At 62.2% G+C, this 20,131-nt stretch carries 20 protein-coding genes and 1 pseudogene; 14 read left to right on the top strand and 7 right to left on the bottom strand.

All coding sequences use genetic code 11. The annotated features are described in order from the left end of the window. Nucleotides 1-189 precede the first annotated feature (189 nt). Nucleotides 190-1,017 carry a phosphonoacetaldehyde hydrolase gene (gene phnX, locus PSH96_RS17865; RefSeq protein WP_305454143.1) on the bottom strand — a complete coding sequence of 276 codons (828 nt, stop codon included), beginning with the start codon at nucleotides 1,015-1,017 and terminating at the stop codon, nucleotides 190-192. A 29-nt stretch (nucleotides 1,018-1,046) separates the two neighbouring features. Further along, entirely contained in the window at nucleotides 1,047-2,156 is a 1,110-nt protein-coding gene (locus PSH96_RS17860) for a 2-aminoethylphosphonate--pyruvate transaminase (protein WP_305454142.1), read from the bottom strand. A 114-nt stretch (nucleotides 2,157-2,270) separates the two neighbouring features. On the opposite strand from PSH96_RS17860, the gene PSH96_RS17855 reads away from it, so the two are divergent. Beyond that, nucleotides 2,271-3,128, top strand: a complete 858-nt coding sequence (locus tag PSH96_RS17855; RefSeq protein ID WP_305454141.1) for a LysR substrate-binding domain-containing protein — start codon at nucleotides 2,271-2,273, stop codon at nucleotides 3,126-3,128. A 41-nt stretch (nucleotides 3,129-3,169) separates the two neighbouring features. On the opposite strand, the gene PSH96_RS17850 is transcribed toward PSH96_RS17855, so the two are convergent. Continuing rightward, entirely contained in the window at nucleotides 3,170-4,042 is an 873-nt protein-coding gene (locus PSH96_RS17850; RefSeq protein ID WP_305454140.1) for a LysR substrate-binding domain-containing protein, read from the bottom strand. A gap of 257 nt (nucleotides 4,043-4,299) precedes the next feature. Here PSH96_RS17850 and PSH96_RS17845 point away from each other — a divergent pair, with 257 nt between their 5' ends. The 5 genes from PSH96_RS17845 to PSH96_RS17830 all read left to right on the top strand — a co-directional run bounded on the left by PSH96_RS17845 (nucleotide 4,300) and on the right by PSH96_RS17830 (nucleotide 8,508). Next, complete coding sequence (locus PSH96_RS17845) at nucleotides 4,300-5,613, top strand: MFS transporter (RefSeq protein ID WP_058420915.1); 1,314 nt, start codon at nucleotides 4,300-4,302, stop codon at nucleotides 5,611-5,613. Nucleotides 5,614-5,723: 110 nt separating this feature from the next. Beyond that, on the top strand, nucleotides 5,724-6,431 hold the full coding sequence (locus PSH96_RS17840; protein WP_083357900.1) for a YebC/PmpR family DNA-binding transcriptional regulator: 708 nt from the start codon (nucleotides 5,724-5,726) through the stop codon (nucleotides 6,429-6,431). Nucleotides 6,432-7,362: 931 nt separating this feature from the next. Next, nucleotides 7,363-7,656, top strand: a complete 294-nt coding sequence (locus PSH96_RS17835) for a transposase (protein ID WP_305453582.1) — start codon at nucleotides 7,363-7,365, stop codon at nucleotides 7,654-7,656. A gap of 59 nt (nucleotides 7,657-7,715) precedes the next feature. Then, nucleotides 7,716-8,174: an IS3 family transposase gene (locus tag PSH96_RS29630; RefSeq protein WP_370694371.1), complete on the top strand. Its 459-nt coding sequence runs from the start codon at nucleotides 7,716-7,718 to the stop codon at nucleotides 8,172-8,174. An 85-nt stretch (nucleotides 8,175-8,259) separates the two neighbouring features. Then, nucleotides 8,260-8,508, top strand: a complete 249-nt coding sequence (locus tag PSH96_RS17830; RefSeq protein WP_305454139.1) for an integrase core domain-containing protein — start codon at nucleotides 8,260-8,262, stop codon at nucleotides 8,506-8,508. Between the two features lie 183 nt (nucleotides 8,509-8,691). Here the strand turns inward: PSH96_RS17830 and PSH96_RS17825 are convergent, their stop codons facing one another. Together PSH96_RS17825 and zapE are read right to left on the bottom strand one after the other, a co-directional pair. Beyond that, nucleotides 8,692-9,996 carry a protein kinase gene (locus PSH96_RS17825; protein WP_305454138.1) on the bottom strand — a complete coding sequence of 435 codons (1,305 nt, stop codon included), beginning with the start codon at nucleotides 9,994-9,996 and terminating at the stop codon, nucleotides 8,692-8,694. 40 nt (nucleotides 9,997-10,036) lie between these two features. Next, the gene (zapE, locus tag PSH96_RS17820) at nucleotides 10,037-11,131 is read right to left on the bottom strand and encodes a cell division protein ZapE (RefSeq protein ID WP_305454137.1); all 1,095 of its coding nucleotides are present in this window, start codon (nucleotides 11,129-11,131) and stop codon (nucleotides 10,037-10,039) included. A gap of 224 nt (nucleotides 11,132-11,355) precedes the next feature. Between zapE and PSH96_RS17815 the strand changes: the two genes are divergently transcribed. Genes PSH96_RS17815 through PSH96_RS17785 form a run of 7 tightly spaced genes read left to right on the top strand, consistent with a single transcriptional unit; the run spans nucleotide 11,356 to nucleotide 17,708 of the window. Beyond that, the gene (locus PSH96_RS17815; RefSeq protein ID WP_170875857.1) at nucleotides 11,356-11,847 is read left to right on the top strand and encodes a spore coat U domain-containing protein; all 492 of its coding nucleotides are present in this window, start codon (nucleotides 11,356-11,358) and stop codon (nucleotides 11,845-11,847) included. Next, nucleotides 11,841-12,383 (top strand): spore coat U domain-containing protein, encoded by a 543-nt coding sequence (locus PSH96_RS17810; protein WP_305454136.1) that lies wholly within the window; start codon nucleotides 11,841-11,843, stop codon nucleotides 12,381-12,383. Before PSH96_RS17815 ends, PSH96_RS17810 begins: the two co-directional genes overlap by 7 nt. Nucleotides 12,384-12,401: 18 nt before the next feature. Further along, nucleotides 12,402-12,935, top strand: a complete 534-nt coding sequence (locus PSH96_RS17805; RefSeq protein ID WP_056858544.1) for a spore coat U domain-containing protein — start codon at nucleotides 12,402-12,404, stop codon at nucleotides 12,933-12,935. A gap of 5 nt (nucleotides 12,936-12,940) precedes the next feature. Beyond that, on the top strand, nucleotides 12,941-13,441 hold the full coding sequence (locus PSH96_RS17800; protein ID WP_065931087.1) for a spore coat U domain-containing protein: 501 nt from the start codon (nucleotides 12,941-12,943) through the stop codon (nucleotides 13,439-13,441). 26 nt (nucleotides 13,442-13,467) lie between these two features. Next, nucleotides 13,468-14,253, top strand: coding sequence for a molecular chaperone (locus PSH96_RS17795; protein WP_305454134.1), 786 nt, complete (start codon nucleotides 13,468-13,470; stop codon nucleotides 14,251-14,253). 43 nt (nucleotides 14,254-14,296) lie between these two features. Next, nucleotides 14,297-16,702: a fimbria/pilus outer membrane usher protein gene (locus tag PSH96_RS17790; protein ID WP_305454133.1), complete on the top strand. Its 2,406-nt coding sequence runs from the start codon at nucleotides 14,297-14,299 to the stop codon at nucleotides 16,700-16,702. 10 nt (nucleotides 16,703-16,712) lie between these two features. Then, the gene (locus PSH96_RS17785) at nucleotides 16,713-17,708 is read left to right on the top strand and encodes a spore coat protein U domain-containing protein (RefSeq protein WP_370694303.1); all 996 of its coding nucleotides are present in this window, start codon (nucleotides 16,713-16,715) and stop codon (nucleotides 17,706-17,708) included. A 140-nt stretch (nucleotides 17,709-17,848) separates the two neighbouring features. Here the strand turns inward: PSH96_RS17785 and PSH96_RS17780 are convergent, their stop codons facing one another. After that, nucleotides 17,849-18,586: an anti-sigma factor gene (locus tag PSH96_RS17780; RefSeq protein WP_305454131.1), complete on the bottom strand. Its 738-nt coding sequence runs from the start codon at nucleotides 18,584-18,586 to the stop codon at nucleotides 17,849-17,851. Further along, complete coding sequence (locus PSH96_RS17775; protein ID WP_058420922.1) at nucleotides 18,583-19,089, bottom strand: sigma-70 family RNA polymerase sigma factor; 507 nt, start codon at nucleotides 19,087-19,089, stop codon at nucleotides 18,583-18,585. Before PSH96_RS17775 ends, PSH96_RS17780 begins: the two co-directional genes overlap by 4 nt. 401 nt (nucleotides 19,090-19,490) lie before the next feature. On the opposite strand from PSH96_RS17775, the pseudogene PSH96_RS17770 reads away from it, so the two are divergent. Continuing rightward, nucleotides 19,491-20,036 (top strand): annotated as a pseudogene (locus PSH96_RS17770) (AMP-binding protein); the annotation flags it as partial. Nucleotides 20,037-20,131 lie beyond the last annotated feature (95 nt).

Raw genomic sequence — 20,131 nt, 5'->3', positions numbered from 1 at the left:
GCATACCCGTGGCGAGGGAGCTTGCTCCCGCTGGACTGCGCAGCAGTCCTCTGTTGAGGGCCCAAGCTCCCTCGCCACAGGTAAAGCTTCTTCACTTAACAACATTGCGTTCTTCGTTGACGCAGTGCTTTAACTGTATGCCGGTTTTGAGTGGTTCGCCTGGCGTAAATGCCGTTGTTTTGACCTCGATCAGTGGCTTTGCGGCATTTCACCCCGCGCCAGCCGCTGGTTGATATCGGTGATCACCGCCGGCAGGTCGTTGATGGTGTCGATCAGGTAGTGCGGGCGCGAGCCTTCGAACAGCTTCTCGATGCGTGTGCGCTCGCTGGCCAGGGCGGCGGCGTCCAGGTCACGAAATTGCGCGTAGGTCAGGCCCAGCGCATTGCCGGAGCAGGTCAGTGCCACGGTCCACATGCCGGCGCGACGGCCTTCGAGGATGCCCGGCACGGTGTCGTCGACCTTCACGCACGCCGCCACATCGTCAATGCCCAGCGCGATCACGTTGGCCAGCGCCTGGGCCGGCCAAGGGCGGCCGTTGGGTACTTCGTCGGTGGCGACCACATGGTCGGCGACGTAGCCGTTGGTGGCGGCCAGGGCGACCACCTTGTCCATCACCTGCTTGGGGTAGCCGGAGCAGGAGCCGATCTTGATGCCTTGCACACGCAAGCGCGCGATGGTGTCGAGGGCGCCGGGGATCAGGGCCGAGTGCTCGGCGATTTTCTCGATCTGCAAGGGCATGAAGCGCTGGTAGATCGAGGTCACGTCGTCATCGGTCGGCGTGCGGCCAAAGGCCTGGCGGTAACGTTCGGCGACCTGCGGTTGGTCGCAGAGGGTGCGGATATGGTCCCACTTGCCCATGCCCATCGGGCCACGGGCTTCTTCGATGGAGACTTGCACGTCGAACTCGGCAAACGCCTCGACAAAGATCTGCGTGGGCGCGAAAGAGCCGAAGTCGACCACGGTGCCGGCCCAGTCGAGGATCACGGCCTGGAGGGTGTTGGGGTTTTGATAGTTCATGGTTCAAATCCTGTGGGTAATGGGGGCAATCAGATGTCCAGCACTTCCATTTCTTGCAGCACCTGGCCGATCGCCTCGACTGCCGCCTGCATGCCCTGCGCGTCGACGTGGCCGATGCAGCCGACGCGGAAGGTTTCCACTTGGGTCAATTTGCCGGGGTAGAGAATGAAACCCTTGGCCTTGACCCGTTCGTAGAAGTCCTTGAACTGGTAGCGCGGGTCCTTTGGTGCATGGAAGGTGACGATGATCGGCGCCTGGATGGCGGCTGGCAGGAAGCTGCGCAAGCCGAGTGCGGCCATGCCGTCGAGCAGCGTCTGGCAGTTGTCCGCGTAGCGTTGATGACGTGCGGGCAGGCCGCCTTCTTCCTGGTATTGCAGCAAAGCTTCGTGCAGCGCGGCGACCACGTGGGTCGGCGGGGTGAAGCGCCATTGGCCGGTCTTGGCCATGTAGCTGTGCTGGTCGAACAGGTCCATCGCCAGGGAATGGCAGTTGCCTTGGGCGCCCGCCAGTGCCTGTTTGTCGGCGAAGACAAAGCCCATGCCCGGCACGCCTTCCAGGCATTTGCCCGAGGCGGCGATCAGCACGTCAAACGGCACTTCGCGGGCGTCGATCGGCAGCGCGCCGAAGGAGCTCATGGCGTCGATGATCAGGCGTTTATCGTGCTGTTTAACCACCTGCGCGATGTCCGGCAGCGGGTTGAGAATGCCGGTGCTGGTTTCACAGTGGATCAACGCGACGTGAGTGATCGCCGGGTCGGCGCGCAGCAGGCGGTCGACATCGGCGGCGGTGGTGGGCTCGTCTTCAGCGGTTTCGAAGGTACTGAAATCGCGGCCGAGCACCTCGCAGATCTTCGCCAGGCGCTTGCCATAGGCGCCGTTGATCAGCACCAGCACCTTGCCGTTGCGCGCCACCAGGGTGCCAATGGCCGCTTCGACGGCAAAGGTGCCGCTGCCTTGCAGGGGCACGCAGTGATGGCTGTCGGTGGCGTGCAGGATCGCCAGCAACTGCGTGCAGACACTCGCGGTCAGTTGGTTGAAACGGTCATCCCATGACCCCCAATCCACCATCATTGCCTGACGGGTGCGGTTCGAAGTGGTCAAGGGGCCAGGGGTCAGCAGGATCGGCGCGGCAGTGCTCATCTCAAGTCCTCGCAAGGTCATTGGGGGGTGAAGCTACGGCGCCTAAATTGCAGTTTGGCTTGTCATCAATCAAATTGTTTGTTGTTATGCGAGCTATCAGTGAGGCCGATAGCTATGAATTTGTTTCAACTGCGTGCATTCGATGCCGTGGCCCGCGAGGGCAGCTTTACCCGTGCCGCCGCACGGTTGTTCATCAGCCAGCCGGCGGTGACCGGGCATATCAAAGCCCTGGAAGAGCACTACCAGATCGCGCTGTTGCGCCGCACGGCCAGGCGGGTGGAGTTGACCGAGGAGGGCACGCGCCTGGCGGCGATCACCCGGGCGATTTTCGGCCTGGTGGACGAGGCGCAGCTGCTGCTTGAAGCCAATCGACAGTTGCTCACTGGGCGCCTGGAAGTAGCGGCAGACGGCCCGCACCTGGTGATGCCGATGATCGCCAGCCTGCGTGCCCGTTACCCCGGCATCACCGTGAACCTGCGCCTGGGCAATGCCCAGGAAACCCTGGCGGCACTGCTCTCCGAGCACGCGGATGTGGCGGTGCTGACGGAGGTGGAACCGCGCAATGGCTTGCACCTGCAGCCGTTGAGTGAGTCGCAGATTTGCGCACTGGTCCCGGCCAGCCACCCGTGGGCGGCCTTGCCCAAGGGCATTTGTCTGGAACAGCTGAACGAGGTGATCATGGTGCTGCGCGAGCCCAGCTCTATCACGCGGCGTACCTTCGATGAGGCGTGTGAGGTCGCGGGTGTGCAGCCCAAGGTGCTGCTGGAACTGGACAGCCGCGAGGCGGTGACCGAGGCCGTGGCGGCCGAGTTGGGCGTGGGCGTGGTGTCGTCGATGGAGGTCAGCCAGGACCCGCGCGTGCAGGCGGTGGCGATTCAGGGCGATGGGTTGTTGAACCGGCATATGCTCGGCTGCATGGAGCGGCGCCGCTCGTTGCGGCTGATTCAGGCGTTCTTTGAGTTGGCGTCTTGAGGTATCCGAGGCAAGCCTGCTCGCCACAATAGCTTGCAAATTCAGCGCAAACTGTCCCGGACGATATCCAGAAACGTCGCCACCACCCGCCGCGAACTCTGCTCCTTGAGGCACACCAGCGTTTCCTTCATGCGCTGGCTGCAATCGCGGATCGGCATGGCATACACCCTCGAGTCGGCGCCGAGTTCCGCCGCCGACACCACGCCCACACCAATCCCCACCACCACCGCCTCCCGCGCGGCTTCGCGGCCTTCGACCTGGATCGCCGGGCGGATGCGCAGCCCGGCCTGGCGCATTTCCTGCTCCAGGGTCTGACGGGTGACCGAGCCGATTTCCCGCAGCACCAGCGGTGTGTTGTCCAGGTCGGCGAGGCAGATGGATTCCCGCCCGGCCCATGGGTGGTTGCGCGCCACAAAGGCGAGCAGCTGTTCATCGGGCAGCGGCAACGACAGCAGGCGTTCATCGTCGACATCGCGCCCCAGCAGGGCCAGGTCGGCCTGGTAGTTGTACAGGCGAAACAGCGACTCGTCGGTGTTGCCGGTTTCGATCTTCACGCTGATCCCCGGATACAACTGGCAGAAGCGTGCGATCTGCGGCAACACGTGTACGGGCGCGTCCACGGCCAGGGTGAGGGTGCCGGTGAGCAGGGCGCGGGAGTCTTGCAGCAGCTCTTCGGCTTCGGCCTCGATCACAAACAGGCGCTGGGTGATGCCGAGCAGGCGTTCGCCCAGGTCGGTAAGGCGCACCGCACGTTTGTTGCGGTGAAACAGCAGCACGCCGAAACGTTCTTCGAGCTTGCGCACCTGGTCGGAAATCGCCGGCTGCGTGAGGAACAGGCGTTCAGCGGCCTGAGTGAAGCTGCCGTGTACGGCCACGGCGTGGAAGGCTTTTAGCTGGGCGTGGGAAACCGACATCGCAGATCCTCTTACAAGCTGAGCTTATAGTTGAAATACGATAAATCGATTTTACCTATTAGTCAGCCATTGCTTTGATACGCCCCAGTCGCCGAAGGTTGAGTCCTACAACCTCGGTGGCCATGGGTTCTGCCAAGCCGGACCCATCTGACCAATGTCGCGCCCTCCAGGGCCTGGCATTGCAGTGCTCAACCATAAAAACAACAGGCATTTGCTTCTCGATCCTGCCGGCACACTCACCTGAGGTCAGAACCACCATGAATATCCAAACGGGTAGCATCAAACGTTGGCGCGTGCAGATTTTCGCCATCACCTGGCTGGCGTATGCCGCGTTCTATTTCACTCGCAAAGCGTTTTCGGTGGCCAAGCTGGGCATCGTCGATGATCCCAGTTTCCCCCTCGACAAAATGATGATGGCCAACCTCGATGGCCTGTACCTGGCGGCCTACGCCGTAGGGCAGTTCACTTGGGGCATGCTCGCCGACCGCTTCGGGCCACGGGTGGTGGTGCTGGGCGGGTTGTTGATTTCCGCTGCGGCGGCGTTGGTGATGGGCACCTTTGCCACCTTGCCGATCTTTATCAGTTGCATGTTGATCCAAGGCCTGGCGCAGTCCACCGGCTGGTCGGGGCTGTGCAAGAACCTCGGCAGTTTCTTCCCGTCGCAGCAACGCGGGCGGGTGCTGGGGTTGTGGAGTTCGTGCTACGCCTTTGGTGGCCTGGTGGCATCGCCCTTCGCCGGCTGGTGGGCCTATACGCTGATCGGCACTTGGCATGCGGCCTTTATTTCCAGTGCGGCGGTGGTGGCGGTGGTGGCCGTGCTGTTCTTTATCTTCCAGCGCAATACACCGCAGGATGTCGGCTTGCCGGCGGTTGAGCCGGAGCCGGTCGTGGCGGGCGACGCACAGCGCGTCAGCGTGCTGGAACCGCTGCGCGCGATCCTGCGTAACCGCACGGTGCTCACCTTGGGCCTGGCGTACTTTCTGTTGAAGCCGGCGCGTTACGCGATCCTGTTGTGGGGGCCGGTGATCGTTTATGAGCAAATGCCCTCGGTGGGCAAGGTCGGCGCGGCCATCGTGCCCACGGCGTTCGAGTTGGCCGGGTTGTTGGGGCCGATCATGATCGGGCTGGCGTCCGACAAACTTTTCGGCGCCCGGCGCATGCCAGCCTGTGTGCTCAGCTTGCTGGCGCTGACCGTGGCCCTGGCGTTGTTCATGGGCGCGCTGCACACCGGCAGCGTGATGCTGGTGATGGCCTTGCTGTTTGTGATGGGCCTGACCCTGTACGGGCCGGACTCAATGATCAGCAGCACGGCGGCCATTGACTTCGGCACCGCCAAGGCCGGCGCCACGGCGGCAGGCTTTGTGAACGGCTGCGGTTCGGTGGGGGCGATTCTTGGCGGCCTGCTGCCGGGCTACTTCGATACGGTCACGGTGTTTATCGTATTTGCCGGCGCGGCGTTGTTTTCTTCGCTGGTGCTGATGCCTTACTGGAACGCCAGGCCCGCGGTGCTGGCCCAGGTCGGCGACTTTGTGCCAGAGCGTAACGTCACCATCAAACCCTTGCGCACCTGAGGCACCTGGCCGGTTTTTTGGTGGATTAGAGTGTTTTTGCGCTATAAACTCTGCCCCCAAAGCGCCGGCCAGTAGACGTTTCGGCGCGATGGACGAAAAGAGAGTGAGTCATGGGCGCACAGTGGAAAGTCAAACATAAAGAAGCGGCATCCAATGCCAAGGGCAAGATCTTCGGCAAGTTGGTGAAAGAAATCACCATCGCCGCCCGCAACGGCGCTGACACCGCGACCAACGCCCACCTGCGTTTGGTGGTCGAGCAGGCTAAAAAAGCCTCGATGCCCAAGGAAACCCTGGAACGCGCGATCAAGAAAGGCGCCGGTCTGCTCGGTGAAACCGTGCAGTACCACCGCGTGACCTACGAAGGTTTTGCCCCGCACCAGGTGCCGCTGATCGTCGAGTGCGTAACCGACAACATCAACCGTACCGTGGCGGAAATCCGCGTGGCGTTCCGTAAGGGCCAATTGGGCGCTTCCGGTTCCGTGGCGTGGGACTTCAACCACGTCGGCCTGATCGAAGCCTCGCCGGACAGCCCGGACGCCGACCCGGAAATGGCCGCCATTGAAGCCGGCGCGCAGGATTTTGAAGACGGCGAAGAAGAAGGCAGCACCTTGTTCATCACCGAAACCACCGACCTCGATGCGGTGCAAAAAGCCCTGCCGGAGCAGGGTTTCACCGTGTTGTCGGCCAAGCTGGGCTACCTCTCGAAGAACCCGGTAAGCGGTTTGACCGATGAGCAGATGGCTGAAGTCGAAGCCTTCCTGGAAGGGTTGGACAACCATGATGACGTGCAGGATATGTTTGTTGGGTTGGCTGGCTGATTTATAGCTGAATAAATGCCGGCAAAAATGTGGGAGCGGGCTTGCCTGCGATGGCGGTTTGTCGGTGTACATATCCGTTGCTGCGGTAATGGCTGATTATGGTTCCGCTCTTACAGCGGGTCACTTTTGGCAAACGCCCCAAAAGTAACCAAAAGGTCTTCGCCCCACCACTCGGTGCCTCGCTGTGGCTCGGCATGCCCTCACTCCGGCTTGAATCCGTGGGCCGCCGCGATGGGCCATCCTTGGCCCAGCGCGGCTAACCCGGCGTCCTGCCGGGTTACCCACGGATTCAAGCCTGCGTTCGGCCATCGTGGTTGACGGGGCGCCTCAGATCAAAAGCAGAGCACGGCGGCCTGAAAGCCGACCTGAGTGGTTGAAGCAAGAGCCAGATCAAGTGCGAAGCAAAAGCCTCTCTACCTGATGCAACGCGGTCTAAATGTGGGAGCGGGCTTGCTCGCGAATGCGGTATGTCAGTTATAGATGAATTGACTGACCCACCGCATTCGCGAGCAAGCCAGCTCCCACCTTTGACCGAGTATGGCCCTGCTGTTGCTGTTGCTGTTGCTGTTGCTGTTGCTGTTGCTGTTGCTGTTGCTGTTGCTGTTGCTCCGGCTCTTACATCCTTTTCGATGACGAAGTCAGCGGTCTTTTGATCTGCGCTATTGATCTTGATCTTGATCTGAAATCGCCCCGTCAAACACGATGGCCGCAATTCGACAGTGATTTGGGGGGGTAAACCGGCAGGGATGCCGGTTTAGCCGCCCCGCGCCATGGATGGCGCGTGGCGGCGGCCCCCCAAATCAGTGTCGGAGTGCGGGCACACCGAGCCACAGCGAGGTGCCAAGTGGTGGGGCGAAGACCTTTTGGTGGACTTGTTCCCTCGCAGCGGACGCCAAGAAGCGATATTTTAATCGCAATCTTGGAGGCACTTATGGCACAGCAAACTCGCCGCCGTTACACCGATGACTTCAAAGCTCAGGCAGTGACACTCGCTGAAAGCATTGGTCGAGGAGAAGCTGCCCGACAGTTGGATATCTCGGTCAAAACCTTAGGTAATTGGCTGGACGCCGCACGCAACGGGCGTCCTCTCAGTTCTCCTGCCCGGCATCCGGTCTCTGACCTGGAAAGTGAGCTGGCTCGGCTTCGAGCTGAAAATGCCACGCTCAAAATGGAGCGAGAAATCCTAAAAAAAGCGACGGCGTTCTTTGCCAGAGAGTCCAACTGAGATACGCCTTCGTCGCCCGTGAACGGACTCACTTTCCAGTCAGGCTGTTATGTCGAGTGATGGAGGTCTCGGTGTCGGGCTTTCACGGCTATTTGAAGCGTCAGAAACGTCCTGATCCAGATGCGGCGATTCGCTTGGAAATTCGTGCGATTCATCGGGCAAGCCGAGGCACTTATGGGCGCCCACGCATGGTTAAGGCGCTTCATAACCGTTCGTACGCGATAGGGCACAAGCGAGTAGCTCGTCTGATGAGAGAGGAGATGCTGCGAGGAAAAATCAAAGCCCGGTTCAAACACTCGATGGATAACCGGTATATCCAACCCATTTCTGACAACGTGTTGAAACGACGTTTTTCCGTGACAAGCCCGGCACCCGCCTGGGTGGGGGATATCACATATATTTCGACTCGCCAGGGTTGGTTGTACTTGGCTGTGGTGTTGAGTATCCAGACCGGCAGGTGCTGGGTTACAGCCTGTCGGATCGTATGCCCGAGGGTTTGGTACAACAGGCGTTCATGAACGCCTGGACCAGAGCGCCAGTTGATCACGGTGTAATTTTTCACTCTGATCGAGGCCGACAATACACCGGTAGCGGTTTCGTAGCATGATCGCGGAAAGAGGCTTCGTGCAAAGCATGAGCCGTAAGGGGAATTGCTGGGATAACGCCGTGGCAGAGAGCTTTTTTGCCACACTCAAGAAGGAGGAAGCCATCGGTGTGTATCCCAGCAAAGCACAGGCCCATGCATCAATCGCAAGCTACATCCATGGGTTTTACAACGCGGCACGGCTGCACTCGGCGCTGGGATACAGCTCACCTAATGACTACGCAAAGCAACTGAAGCAAACTGCTTAACACTCGCTTCATGGCGTACGTTTTGAGGGAACAAGTCCATGGTTACTTTTGACTGGGCCGGCATTCCGGTCCTTGCAAAAGTGACCCGCCGTAAGGGCGGAACCCTAAGTGGCCGTTACCGCAGCAACGGATATGTACACCACCAAAAGCCCACTATCGCAGGCGAGCCAGCTCCCACATTGTTTAGTGGTGTGCCAGAGGTTGCAGCAACGCTTCGATCTCTTCAAAGCTTGGGCGCGCCAATACATCGGGCTGGCAGCAGCTTTGTTGCAGTGCCACCAGCGCTTCACTGTCGAAGCCTTCGTCTACCCGCTCCAGCAACTCCCCCAGCAACACCCCGAACGCACGCACTTCAATGCGCCGCAACGCCCTGGTTTCCAGGGTGTCCGCCGGCGCATGGAACGACGCCCCGCCAAAGTCCCCGAGCAAACAGTCACCCGCGGCATTCCACAGGATATTGTGGCCGTACAGGTCGCCGTGGGTGATGCCGTGCCGGTGCAGATGCGCCGCCACCGAGGCGATGCCGCGTGCCATGCGCAAGGCCACTTCGGCGCTGAAGCGCGTGCCCGACGCGTAGATGTCGCGGGTGCATGACGCCAGGCTCGGCAAGGCTGCGAGGTTGCGGTAACTCGGGTCGATCAGGTCCATCACCAGGGCCGCCTGGTCTTCCGGGTGGCCGATCACGCGCCCCTCCACCTTGATCAGGTTCGGGTGCAGCCCGGCGGCGATGCAGGCCTGCATTTCATGCAGCGGCGAGCCGTCGCTGGTGATTGTGCCTTTGTAGAGTTTGACCGCGACCGGCAACGCTTGCGGCTTCCACAACGCCTTGCGGATGATCCCCGAAGCGCCTTCGCCCAACACCTCGCCCAGTTCCAGTTCAGACCAGGGGATATTCGGCGTTGCATCGTCGTTCGCCACTTCAACGGCCATTTCCACCGGGTTACCGGCATAGGCCAGCCAGGTCAGGCTCGGCAGCGTCAGCAGCCATGGCGGCAGTTGGGTAAAGCGGTTGGAGGCGATGCGCAGCAGTTCGAGGTTTTTGCAGTTGACCAGGCTAGGCGGCAGGTCCGTCAGGTGGTTGCCGGCCAGCATCAGCTTTTGCAGCAGTGGCCGCTCGCCCAGCTCGCTGGGCAACTGGCCGATGCAGTTGTCGGTGAGGATCAGCCAGCGTAACTGTGGCGGCAACGCGGCGGCGGGTACATGGCTGATCTGGTTGGCCTTGAAGCCGATCATGCTCAGGTTGGCGCACTGGCCCAGGCAGGCGGGCAGCTCAGTGAAGGCGTTGTCCGAGCAGAACAGCACGCGCAGGCGCGACAGCCGATGCAGGTCGTCGGGCAGGCGGCTCAGGGCGTTGCCGGTGAGGTTGAGGATTTCCAGGCTGTCGGCCAGCGCGAAGATTTCCGGCGGGAATTCGGTCAGCCCGCAAGACAGGTCCAGGCGTGTAATACCGGCCAATTGGCCAGCCTTGAGTTGGGCGAGGGTATTCATGAACGGCGCGGTCACTCGGCAAGATGGGCGTAAAAGGCGCTCATGATACCGGGTCGGGCGCGGGTTGCGGGCACACCGTGTGTAATTGGTTCAGCCGGCTGGCGGTGCGGGCGAGGTCGATGGCCTGGCCTTCCAGGGCGCGGGCCAAGGGTTGCGGGCCGATCAGGGTCAGGCGCTTGTCCTGGTCGTAGAGCACGTCCACCAGGTTGATAAAGCGCTGTTGCACGGCGATCGGGCAGTCGGCCAAGGGTGGCAGGCCGTCGACGATCCAGTGGTCGAAATCCTCGCACAGCAACAGGTAATCCATCACGGCGGTGAGCTGTTCACACAGGTCGTTGAAGGTGAACAGGATGCTGCGCGCCTGATGGCTGCGGCAGAGCAATTGGCGGTTGCCGACCTTCAGGGTTTGCGCCGGGCCAGGCGTGGCGGGCAGCCCGAGGGCTTCGCGTTGGGCGGCGTTACCCGGCCATACATACTGGCCGCCGGTGAAGCGCTGCTCGGCATGGGCCTGGGGCAAGCTGCGAAAATCCTCGGGGGCGCTGACTTCCAGCACCTGCATGCGCGTGGCGATCAAGTCGATCACCGGCTTGAAGCGCTCATGGTACAGCGGGTTGGGCAGCAGGCCCTCGGGGGCATAATTGGAGGTCACCAGCACCAGCACGCCACGCTGGAACAAGGCCTGGAACAGGCGGCTGATGAGCATGGCATCGCCGATATCGTGGACGTGAAATTCGTCGAAACACAGCACTCGGCAATCGGCCAGCAGCGCGTCCAGCGTCACGCCCAAGGCGTCATGCTGTTCACGGTGCTGGAACATGCCCTGGTGCAGGCGGGTGAAAAATGTGTGGAAGTGCACGCGTTGCTTTTGCGCAATCGGCAGCGCCTGGAAAAAACCATCGAGCAGCCAGCTTTTGCCACGCCCCACCGGGCCGTGCAGGTACAGGCTGCGCGTGGGCTGGTCGGCGAGCAGGCGGCGGGTTTCGCGGGCGAGCGCGGCAATCGCCTGGGTTTGGCCGGCGCTGAGGGTATAGCCCTGGTCTCGGGCCTTGTTTTCAAAGAACGCCGGGATAGGCGAGGCCCCCGCCAGCGCGGTTTTTTTGCCCAGCAGACGTTGAATCAGGGAAAGCACAGCCAATGCACGTCACTCTGTATTTCGGTGGTTGCCCACTTTAGGGCGCACACGTCGATTTGACCAATACAGAACGGCGCCCCCAGCTATCTCGAAAAGGCATGTTACGCCTGCCACCCGGCCCAGACTGGCAGTTTCACCCTTTGTGGCTAATCTCTTACAGAGCAGTCACCCCTGTACAAGGATTTGGGGCAGTGAAGGGACGAGGCGTTTTGGCAGTCATGGGCACGATGCTCTGCAGCACGATTTACGCTGCGCAACTCCAGGTGGAGGTGCGCATCGACGTGCAGCGGGGCTGCCAGTTGGTGGGCACCACCCGCAGTGCGGGCATCGAGCAACTTGGCGTACTGGATTTCGGCAGCGGCCCGCGTCTGGATGACCCGGCCGGGCCCTTGAGTGCGGCGCTGATCAGCCAGCGCCAGCCGCGCCTGGAGTGCAACCCCGACACCCCTTATCAACTGCGCGTTGACGGAGGCCTGCATGGCGGCACTGGCGAAGTGCGCTACCTGAGTGCCGCAACCCCTTCGAGCAAACCGATTCCCTACCGTATTTATGCCGACGCTGCGCGGCGTATTGCCTTGCCGGTCAACGAGCCGCTGAGCGGGCGTGTGCCGGACTCCGGCAGTGTCGACCTGCCGCTGTATGGGCGCATTGAGCCGCTCAAGGATATTCCGGCGGTCGGTCGCTACACCGACCTGCTCAAGGTCACCGTCACATGGTAAGCCGCAGCTTGGCCCTGGCGGCCATGGGCGGGCTGTTGCTGCTGGCCGATGACGCCCGGGCGGCCGTTGCCGGGCAGATCCACGCACGGCTGGTGATCACCGCCAGTTGCCAGGTCAGCAAAGACATCGAGAGCGCACCGGTGAGCCCCGCAGGCGGCAGCGCGCTGCTGGATTTCGGCACCCAGGGCCCGACATGGAGCAACCCCTTGGGCGCGGGCGTTACCGATGGCAGCAAGGCGCCGCTGTCGGTGTCCTGCAACCCCTCGGTGGTCAGTAGCTTCACCGTGACCATTGACGGCGGCGCCCATGGTGACGGCACTACAAGACGCCTGAGTAACGGGCGCCAGACCATTCCCTATCAACTCTCGGCTGACCCGCTTGGCCGACGCAGCTACAGCATTGGCGAGCAACGTAATTTCGTCGTGACCAAGGGCACACAAGTACCGATCCCGGTATTCGGCTCGGTGGTGGCGAATACCAGGGCCTTACCGGCCGGCATCTACACAGACACCCTGACGGTGACTCTGGATTGGTAAACCATGAGGATGGACATCATGCATGCATGTATAGCGAAGGCGGTTTTTCCATTGATGGCGTTGGCGTGGGTGTCGGGCGCACAGGCGGCGACGGTGGCCGGTACGGTCAGCGCCACCCTGGTGCTCACCAGCAGCTGCCAGGTCAACGGCGCCGTAGCCACCGGCGGTATGAGCTTCGGTAACTTGAACTTCGGTACCGCCAACAGCCTGTTCACCGAAGCCGACGGCCAGGTGCTGGGCGGCGGTGGCGGGGCGTTGTCGATTCTGTGTTCGGCGGGTACGTCACCGACGTTAACGGTGTCTGCCGGTGCCCACGATGGCCAGTCCGTGGGCGGTGGCCGCGCGTTGTATGACGGGGTGGCCAACTACGTGCCGTATGACCTGTACACCGACAGCGGCCACTCGACGCTGCTGGCCATCGGCGGGGTGATCAACCTGGCGCCGAGCACCGGCGTGGCCCAGGCCGTGAATATCTACGGCAAGGCCAATGGCAAGGCGGGCTTACCGGCCGGTACTTACACCGACACGGTTAACGTGACCCTGACGTTCTAAGGGCCATGGGGCGTTCAGGATGGGCGGCGTTGGCGGTGTGCATCGGCTGGGGAGCGCCGCTGTCGCTGTTGGCGGTGACCAGCCAGTCGTTCCAGGTCAGCGCGACGATCACGCCAGGGTGCCTGGTGGTCGGCGGCGGCAGCAATTACGGCAGCCTGGCGTTCGGCACCTATTCGGCGTTGGCCACCAGTACGGCGTCTGTCGCGTTGGCGGGCGGCGTGACCCTGCAATGCACACCGGGGGTGGCGCTGAGCATGAGTGTCGATGGCGGGTTGCATAACAACAGCGGGAGGCGGATGCAGCTCAATAGCGGCACTGCCCAAGTGGCTTATCAATTGTTTCGGGACGCGGCGTTCAGCCAGAGCCTGGGCATCAGCCAAAGCGTGAGCGTGGCCTACAGCAACGCCAACAACATCAGCTTGCCGATTTATGGGCGAGTGCAATTACCGGGTAACCAGCCTGGGGGCACGTACAGCGACACGTTGCAGGTGCAGCTGTCGTGGTAAGGCGATCGGTATAAGGAGTGAGATCTATGTGTGCAGCTTCCCGGTACGGGTGGGCAGCGGGTTTGAGCGGGTTGTTGCTGTTGGCGGCGGGGCAGGTCCAGGCGGCCAGCTCGGTGCTGATCTGGCCGATCGACCCGGTGCTGGAGGCCGACCAACAGGCCAGCGCGCTGTGGCTGGAGAACCGCGGCACCGAGACCGCCAACCTGCAGATCCGCGTGTTTGCCTGGACCCAGAGTGGTTTTGACGAGCAATACCAGAACCAGCGCGATGTGATTGGCAGCCCGCCGGTGGCGAAAATCGAGCCTGGGCAAAAGCAATTGGTGCGCCTGACCCGAACCAAAGACGTGCCGCCCGGCCAGGAGCTGGCGTACCGCATCATCATCGATGAGATCCCTTCGGCCACGCCGCCACCGGCGCCGGCGGATGGCAAGACGGCCGCCGCGATCCGCTTCCAGATGCGCTATTCGGTGCCGTTGTTTGCCTACGGCCCGGGCCTGTGGAGCAAGGTTGACGGCACCCGAGACCGCGACCCGAAAACCGCCGGCAAACCGGATTTAAGCTGGAAAAAAGTCACCGTGGGCGGGCGCAACTACGTCGAGATGCGCAATCAGGGCGCCGTGCATGCGCGCCTCACCGATGCCACGTTCAAGCAGGGCGGCCAGCCGCGGCCCTTGGTGGAGGGTTTGATGGGCTATGTGCTGCCGGGCGCGACCATGCGTTGGCCGGTGCCGGACGGTTTGCCGGCCGATCAGCCGTTGCAGGTGCGCATCAATGGCGCAACGAACGTGGAAAACCTCGCACCGAGACGCTGACTCAGTGTGGCAGGGCATGGAGTAGGCCCTGTGTTAACAACGGATGGAGATGTCCATTGATGGACACAAAGCCTTGGTGAGCCAGGATCGGGCTCGATGTCTATGGCGATCGGTATGGGTGGTAGGCGGCTTGTCTGGCTTGGTGCCGGCGCCGCCGGGCTTCGCTGCGCCGTTGCCGCCCCCGCCCAGCAGTATGGAGGCTGTTGCCGATGCGCAGTTGTTCCTGGAGCTGGTGGTCAACCAGATGGACACCGGCCGTGTGGTCGCCGTCAATCAGCGTGCCGGGCAGTTGTTTTTGCCGGCGTCGGTGTTGCAGGAAGTCGGCGTGAAGTTGCCTGGGGATGTGCCTGGCGACATGCCTGGCGAGGTAGCGCTGGAAAGCTATCCCGGCCTGCACACCGATTACGACAGCCAGGGCCAGCGCCTGATACTGAGCGTGCCGCCGGCCTGGCTGCCGGAGCAATTTATCGGCAGCCGCAACAACTACCCACGCACCCAGGCGCTGACCAGTTTCGGCGCGTTGCTTAACTATGACGCCTACCTGAACGACACCGACGATGCGGGCACCTACCTCGGTATCTTCAACGAAGTGCGGCTATTCGATACCTGGGGCACGTTGTCCAATACCGGCCAATACCGCACCACCATTGGCCGGGAAACCGCCGGCAGCAACCCGTACAACGGCTATCGGCGGTATGACACCACCTGGCGATTCTCCGACGATGAACGCCTGTTGACCTATGAAGCGGGCGACGTGATCAGCGGCGCCTTGCCCTGGAGCACTTCAGTGCGCCTGGGCGGTGTGCAGGTGTCGCGGGACTTTGGGGTGCGCCCGGATCTGGTCACCTACCCGCTGCCGCAGTTCGCCGGCGAGGCGGCGGTGCCGTCTTCGGTGGACCTGTTTATCAATGGCTATAAATCCAGCAGCGCCGACCTGCAGCCGGGGCCGTACACCCTGACCAACGTGCCGTTTATTAACGGCGCCGGCGAGGCGGTGGTGGTCACCACCGATGCGCTGGGCCGGCAGGTGTCGACCACGGTGCCGTTCTATGTCACCAGTACTTTGCTGCAAAAGGGGTTGTCGGACTTCTCGGTGGCGGCGGGTAATTTGCGTCGCGACTACACCTTGCGCGATTTCGGCTATGGCCCTGGCGTGGCCAGCGGCACCTTTCGTTATGGGATTTCCGACGCGTTTACCCTGGAAAGCCATGCCGAAGCCGCCAATGACCTGACCCTGGGCGGTGTCGGCGGCAACCTGCGGGTCGGTCACTTCGGCGTACTCAATACCGCCGTCAGCCAAAGCCAGTACGACGGCCGGACCGGTCAGCAACTGAGCCTGGGCTACCAATACAGCAACCAGCGCTACAGCCTGTCGTATCAACGGGTGGAGCGCCGTGAGCAATACGCCGACTTGAGCCTGATCGACACGCCTTACGCCAGCCTCAGCAAGCGCAGCCAGCAGGCGACCTTGAGCCTGAACCTGAATAATTTCGGCAGCCTGGGCGTCGGCTATTTCGATGTGCAGGCGGCGGATGATTCGCGCACCCGTCTGGTGAACCTGACCTGGAGCAAGCCGCTGTGGCGCAACAGCAGTTTTTACCTGTCGGCCAACCATGAAGTGGGTGATAGCAACTGGGCGGTGCAAGCGCAGGTGGTGGTGCCGTTCGACGTGTACGGCAGCCTCAGCGTGGGCACCGAGCGCAGTAAAACCGGCGAGAGCCTGCAGCGGGTCAACTATAGCCGAGCGGTGCCGGCCGAGGGCGGCGTGGGCTTCAACCTGGGTTATGCCAGTGGTGACGGGCCAGCTTATCGCCAGGCCGACCTGACCTGGCGCCTGCAGTCGGTGCAGTTGCAGGCCGGCGTGTACGGCAGCAGCGACGCCGAAACCCGTTGGGCCGATGCCAGTGGCTCGCTGGTGTGGATGGACAATCAAGTGTTCGCCGCCAACCGCGTCAACGATGCGTTTGTGGTGGTGAGCACCGATGGGGTCAGTGGTGTGCCGGTGCGCTACGAGAACCAGGTGGTGGGCGAAACCGACCGCAACGGGCACTTGCTGGTGCCGTGGACCAGTGCTTACTACCGCGCCAAATACGAGATCGACCCACTGAACCTGCCATCGAACGTGCAGGTGCCCAACGTTGAGCAACGGGTGGCCGTGCGCCGTGGCAGTGGCTACTTGCTGGAGTTCCCGGTGCGCCAGGTGAGCGCGGCGAGCATCACCTTGGTCGACGCCCAGCACCAGGATTTGCCCCTGGGCAGCCAGGTGCGACACGAGCAAAGCGGCGCGCAGGCGGTGGTGGGATGGGACGGCCTGGTGTACCTGGAAAACCTGGCGGCCCATAACACCTTGCAAGTCACCTTGGGCAACGGCCAGACCTGCCAGGCAAGGTTCGAACTCGATACCACCCAGGCCCAGGTGCCACTGATCGGGCCACTGGTGTGCCAATGACATAAGGAGTGTGCGTGTGCGGGTCAAGGAATGGCTGTTGCGGGGCGTGTTGCTGGCAAGCCTGGGCGTGTCGGCGCAGGTGCAGGCCGTGTGTTCGGTGGTGGCCAGCGTACCGGCCAGCTTTGGCACGACGGTGAGTTCGATGACTGTGCGCACCACCTCCCAGCCCAGTTCGACCACCAATGCCGGCTTCAGCTGCACGCCGGCGGTATTGTCGGTGTTGACCTCCAATGACCATTTTTACGCGACCGTCAGTGGTTCGCCTCAAGGTGGCCTGGTGGGGCCGACCGGTGATGTGATCAACTATACGATCTATGCCAACAACACCACGGCGTTCCCGATGACACGCGGTACTGCCTTCGATTTTGGCGGCAGCGGCGGCATTGCCGCCTCCCTTGGCCTGGTGTTCGGGCCGGGCACCAAAGTCGTGCCGCTGTACTTCGCCACCACCCTTGGCAGCAACGTGGCGTCAGGGGTGTACAGCGAAACCCTGAGTATTTTCTGGAACTGGAACTATTGTTCGGGCATCGGCATTGGCGGGATTTGCCTGGGCCGTGAGATCAACAACGGCACCACCACCGTGAACGTCAGCATGACGGTGGTCAACGACTGCCAGATCACCACGCCGCCGATTGCCTTTGGCAGTGCGCCGGTGGTCAGCGCCTTCGCCACCGTCAACGGCCAGGCCAGCGTGGCTTGCACCAAGGGCAGCGCCTATACCGTCGGCCTCAGCGATGGGCAGAACCCGGTGAGCGTGGGTGGGCGGCGGCGGATGATTTCCGGCAGCAACTTCCTCGCCTACGACATCTTCATGAGTGCCGGTACTACGCGCTGGGGCAGTGTGGGCGCCGCGCGACGGGCCAGTTCCTCGGCCGAGATCAACCCCGGCAACGGCTTGGGCACCGGCAGCCAGGTGTTCAACTACAACGCCAAGATCTACACCGACCAAACCACGCCGCCGGGCGGCACCTACATTGATAATGTGGTGCTGGATGTGGGCTTCTAGTACAGCGTCCGTTGAAGGCCCACGCGATCAAAATGTGGGAGCGGGCTTGCCCGCGAATACGGTGTATCAGTGACAGATGAATTGACTGACCCACCGCATTCGCGAGCAAGCCCGCTCCCACAAAAACCGGTCTGGATCTTCTAGAACTTGAGCAAGTGCGTCGCCGCCTGATCCACCGGGCTGACCATCGCATAGTTGTATCCGCCATCGGACCAGTAATCGGCCTGCAGCCCATCGGCGCTGCGGCTGCCACGCGGCAGGAAGCCGTTTTCCGGTCCCGGCGGGCGGATGTAGAAGCTGATGCGATGGCCTTGCTGATCCTCATACAACACCATCGCCGCCGCACCTTGCTCAGTGGTGAGCAGACGCCCGCTCACCGGCTTGAAACCGGCGTGGCTCAGATCGGGCAGACGATGGGCCTGGTTGAAATAGCGATCCAGCCAGGCTTGCATAGTGCCGCCGTCTTCGGTGTTGAAGTCGGCGGGCATGATGCCGTCCTGGGCAAACAGGCGAAATGCCTGCATGGCATCGGCCATCGGCAACATTGGCGGTTGGGTCGCTTCGCGGGCGTGCCAACCGCCAAGGCCGCCGAGGCCGACCGCGATCAGCAGCACGGCGGCGCTGGCCAGGTGGCGGCGCGATTGATGCCGAATGCGTTGGCGAATCAGCGCCGGGTCGAGGTCGGGGTTGGCCGGTTGCTGCAAGGTCCCGCTCAAGGCCGCGCGCAGGGCGTGTGCATCCTGTTGCCAGGCGTGCACCTGGGCGGCCATTTCAGGGTGGGCGGCCAGCCAGGTTTCAAGCACGCGGCGGTCGCTCTCCGGCAGTTGGTGATCGACGTAGGCATGCAAATCGCGTTCGCTGGGGGGCAGGCTGATCATTTGAGTATCCGCAGGGCAGGGCTGGTAATTTCGCCTTCGCTGAGTTGACGCAAGGCCTGGCGCGCACGGGACAGGCGCGACATCACGGTGCCCACCGGCACCGCCAGGATCTCGGCGACTTCCTTGTAACTTAAACCCTCGACCGACACCCACAGCAGCAGTGCACGTTGCTCGGTGTTGAGTTGGTCGAAGGCGTGCAGGGTCGATTGGGCCATCACCGTGCGCTCCACTGAAGGCTGCGCATCGTCACGGCCGGTGAAGAATTCGAGCATGCGTGCATAACGCCGGCTGCGCCGGTGGGCGTCGAGGAACTGGCGGTAGAGGATCGAGAACAGCCAGGCACGCAGGTCGCCTTCCAGGCGTTTGTCGGCCCAACTGATGATCGCCCGTTCCAGCGTGGACTGCACCAGGTCGTCGGCGCTGCTGGCGTTACGCGTCAGCGACACGGCAAAGCGCCGCAGCCTGGGGATGAGTTCACGTAACGGTTCGTCGAGCTCGTGCATGGGCGTGAATTCTGGTCGGTTGTGCAGAGGAAGACGCCAGCCAACGTAGCTTATTCCATCAGGGGCTGTAAGAAAAATGGGCCTTATTGTGGGGGCTATCTGCTCTGTATGCGGACCTGTAATACCGATCCCACCGCTCAATCAATCCTCGTAACCGCTGCGAACAATTTCGCGCAGTTCATTGATGAGGGTGTGTGCATGACATTTTCTCCAACCGACCAACAGTTCTTCTCCCGAGCCGCTTTGGCTCATTTGCCTGCTGCTCAACGCGTGGTGTTTGAGCAATGGGGCTGTGGCCCTTGGGCCAAGCCTGCCTATGGCAGTGTGCACCATGCAGTCGAAATGCAAGCGGCGTTGACGCCCCAGGCAATCGCTGCAGTGTGGGCAGGCCAATCGACTGGCCCTGCTCCCAGGTACTGGCCGACCGCTGGGCCGGGCATTGCACCTTCTACAATGGCTGCGGGCCGACCGAAACTACCATCGTCAACACGTTGCACCGGCATGTGCCTGGCACGTTGTTGACCATCGGCAAACCGACGCCGAATAACACCGTGTATGTGCTCGACGAGCACGGCCGTGCCTGTGAGCTGGGTGAAACCGGTGAAATGTGGGCCGGTGGCGTCGGAGTCACGAGCGGTTACTTGAACAACACTGCGATGACCCAGGCGCGTTATCGCCCGGACCCCTTTATGGGCGGGGACGCCATGATGTTTCGCACGCGGGACTTGGGGCGCTGGACAGCTGATGGTCAGTTGGAGCACTTGGGGCGCGTCGATGATCAGGTGAAGGTGCGTGGCTTCCGCGTGGAACTGGACGCGGTGTCCACGGCGCTGGAGGCTGGTGATGGCTGCATGCGGGCGGTCACATTGAAGTTGGACAGCCGCACCCTGGTGGCTTTTGTCTCGCCCGCCAATGCGGATATTTTCACCAGTTGTTCGCGACGCCTGATCAGCAGGAGGGCATGCAGGCGTTTCTGAACAAACGCCCGGCAGTGTTCAACGCGGTGTAAAAGAGCGCTCGGTTCGTGGCGCATCTGCTCTGA

The sequence above is a fragment of the Pseudomonas sp. FP2338 genome (genome assembly GCF_030687515.1).
Taxonomy (GTDB): Bacteria; Pseudomonadota; Gammaproteobacteria; order Pseudomonadales; family Pseudomonadaceae; genus Aquipseudomonas; species Aquipseudomonas salomonii.
The sequence above is the reverse complement of the archived record's forward strand: the minus strand, read 5'-3'. Positions and strand labels throughout refer to the sequence as shown.